A 1,020-nucleotide genomic window follows, 5' to 3' on the forward strand; every position below is an offset into this window, starting at 1 on the left:
TGCGCTCAAAGCTAAGCCTGCCAACAACAATTTAGTGGAATTTGCACGGCCACCCATATTGGCGATGAATATTACGCCTAACGAAATGGCGAAAGCACCCATAAAAGCCATAATGCCAACAGAATTATCACCAAAAGTAAACGAAAGGCCAAACAAAATAGCCACGGTCGCTCCCAATGAAGCTCCCGAAGAAATTCCTAAAATATAGGGGTCCGCTAAAGGATTTCGGACAATAGCCTGCATGACTACACCGCTAACGGCTAAGCCGGCACCGACTAGAGCCGCCATTAAAATTCTTGGGAAACGCAACAACCAAACAATATCATGAATTCCCCCTTGTCCCGGGGCCTCTATAGGCAATGAACTATTCCACCCGTTAACCAACGTCTCCCAAATAACTGAATTCGGTAATCTCACGTTTCCTATGGTGAGAGCTAAAAACATTGCTAACGCCAGTATTATCCCCAAAGTTAAAGCGGCCGTTGTGTATTTAGTTGCCTGTAACCAATTTTTCATGCGGCCCCTCCTTTGCCAATTCCGGATACAATCCATCTACAATAATTTGAATGCCGTCTTTAACCCGTATTCCCGGAGAATAAACGGCATACAACGGTAAAATTTTAATCGAATGTTTTTTGACACTGGTTAAACTTTGTAAAGCAGGATTATTGTATAAACGAGCAACTATTTTATCGGCATTCTTATACTCCGACTCTACAATTACAACAAATAATACATCCGGATTCAAAGTTATCAGTTCCTCATAACCGGTACGCTCCTCTTGTGGCAATAAAAGTTCCCCGCCTACTTGTTCAATGATATTACCGGCTAATGTAGTTTCATTGTATAAGCGCAAGTCTTTGCCTTCCAACTCTACAATAAGAGCCAGGGGCTTTTTACCTTGTGAAAGTCCCAGTTCACGACCTTGATTAACCTGTTGCTCCAAACTCTGAACTAATTGTTTGGCTCTCTCTTCTCTATTAACGATTTCACCAATCTGAAGTATATACTCGTACTCTT

Annotated in this window: 2 protein-coding genes; both read right to left on the reverse strand. The window is 42.1% G+C overall.

What is annotated here, in order from left to right:
- Positions 1-516, reverse strand: a 516-nt coding sequence (locus tag QZL64_RS13575; protein WP_296309719.1) for a FecCD family ABC transporter permease, incomplete at its 3' end; no start/stop codon positions are given.
- On the reverse strand, positions 491-1,020 hold a 530-nt coding region (locus tag QZL64_RS13580), incomplete at its 5' end, for an ABC transporter substrate-binding protein (protein ID WP_296309722.1). The genes QZL64_RS13575 and QZL64_RS13580, both read right to left, overlap by 26 nt.

Origin of the sequence: Veillonella sp. CAG:933 (genome assembly GCF_000431435.1) — a bacterium.
Lineage (GTDB): Bacteria > Bacillota > Negativicutes > Veillonellales > Veillonellaceae > Veillonella_A.